The organism is uncultured Lamprocystis sp. (genome assembly GCF_903933125.1).
GTDB lineage: Bacteria > Pseudomonadota > Gammaproteobacteria > Chromatiales > Chromatiaceae > Thiodictyon.
In genome coordinates, this window is sequence record NZ_CAIZIZ010000374.1 from 1 (window position 1) to 1,950 (window position 1,950).

General features: G+C 62.4%; 2 protein-coding genes. One reads left to right on the top strand and one right to left on the bottom strand.

Going from position 1 to position 1,950, the window contains the following annotated elements; genetic code table 11:
• Positions 1-193 precede the first annotated feature (193 nt).
• On the top strand, positions 194-1,285 hold the full coding sequence (gene hisC / locus QZY03_RS19610) for a histidinol-phosphate transaminase (protein ID WP_295583849.1): 1,092 nt from the start codon (positions 194-196) through the stop codon (positions 1,283-1,285).
• 250 nt (positions 1,286-1,535) lie between these two features.
• On the opposite strand, the gene QZY03_RS19615 is transcribed toward hisC, so the two are convergent.
• The coding region (locus tag QZY03_RS19615; RefSeq protein WP_295583850.1) for a DUF2934 domain-containing protein at positions 1,536-1,950 on the bottom strand (415 nt) is incomplete at its 5' end.

A 1,950-nucleotide genomic window follows, 5' to 3' on the forward strand; every position in this document is an offset into this window, starting at 1 on the left:
CACCGCATCGCGGCGGGACGCCGCTCCCACGGGGGCCAGTCATCGTGCCCCAAGGGCGATGTCGTGCGTGGGGAGCCACCGGCTAAAGCCTCGGCCTCCGGTTAAGGGGGCGTGCATCGATCGGTTATTTGTTCTTCTTTGCATTCATTCGCGGCCATCCCTTGTTCTTCGGGTCGTCCGCTTCGAGGTCTCGATGGAAAATACACCCATAGCCACTCTGATCGACCAACTCGTCCGTCCCGAGATCCGCGCACTCGGCGCCTATCATGTCCCGGACGCCCAGGGTCTGATCAAGCTGGACGCCATGGAGAACCCCTACACCTGGCCGGACGCGCTCAAGTCCGAGTGGCTGGAGGTGCTGCGCACCGTCGCCCTGAATCGCTATCCGGACCCCCAGGGCACCGTGGTCCAGGAGGGTCTGCGCGACTCCATGGGCATCCCGGCGGACATGGGGCTCTTGCTCGGCAACGGCTCGGATGAATTGATTCAACTGCTCGCGATGACGGTGGCGCGACCGGGTCAGAAGATCCTGGTCCTGGAGCCGGGGTTCGTCATGTATCGCATGATCGCGCTGTTCACCGGCATGGACTATGTGGGCGTGCCGTTGCGTGACGACGATTTTTCGCTCGACTTGCCGCGGGTGCTGGACGCGCTGGAGCGTGAACGTCCGGCCCTGACCTATATCGCTTATCCCAACAATCCCACGGGCAACCTGTTCGACGCCGATGCGGTGTGCCGGATCATCGCCGCCGCGCCCGGTCTGGTCATCGTGGATGAGGCCTATGCCCCGTTCACCGACGCGAGTTTCCTGTCGCGTCTGGGTGAGTGGCCAAACCTGCTGGTTCTGCGGACGGTCTCCAAGATGGGTCTGGCGGGTCTGCGGCTGGGCTATCTGGCCGGACCGCCGGCCTGGCTCCACGAATTCGACAAGACCCGTTTGCCCTATAATATCAATGTATTGACCCAGGCGTCGGCGGCCTTTGCGTTGCGCCACCGTGACGTGCTCGATGCCCAAACCCAGTTGATCCGCGCGGAGCGCGGCCGTTTGTTCAGCGCCCTGGCCGCGCTGCCGACGGTGCATCCATATCCAAGCGATGCCAACTTCATCCTGATCCGGCTGGCCGCGGGTTGCGCGGATCGCGTTTTTTCCGGCCTCAAGCGGCGCGGGGTACTGGTCAAGAATCTCAATGGAACCCACCCACTGCTCCACGACTGTCTGCGCGTCACGGTCGGATCAGCGCAGGAGAATCAGTCGTTTCTGACGGCCTTGGCCGCGGAGATCTGAGGCGCACTGCCTTGGGCTGGGGGAATGCCTTGATAGCCGTCGGACGCGATAGCCGGACGTAGGGGCGGGTTTAAAACCCGCCCCTACACGCGTGTCTGTCCGGATATCAGGTACGAAGGTTATAGCATCGTTGTCGTTGTCGTAATCGAGGTTATCGCCACGCTTCGGATTCTCTCGCAAGCCAATTGCCAGCGCTTCTCCGATTACGACAACAACAACGATGGTGTTTAACGTGTGCTTGTCGCGTTGCTTATCGACTCCCGAAGATCTCTTTGGCCTTCGCCGTCAACTCATCGATCTCGCGTTCCGCATCAGCCCAATCCTGCGCGTCGTAGCCTTCGGCAAAATTGCGCTTCTCAGACCGGTAATACGCGGCCTCACTGATCATGTCGAGCCGTTGTTCCGGCGTCACATTCGCTAAGTGCTGAAGACTGACCGGCTTTTCCTCAAGCGGAGCTTGGGGTCCGCTCGCGGTCGGCTCGGCCCGCTTGGTGGATTTTTTCGGCGTTGTTTTGGATGAGGTAGCGGCCGGTTGAGTTGCGGCTTTCGCGGGCGCCGCAGCGGCCGGTTGAGTTGCGGCTTTCGCGGGCGCCGCAGCGGCCGGTTGAGTTGCGGCTTTCGCGGGCGCCGCAGCGGCCGGTTGAGTTGCGGCTTTCGCGGGCGCC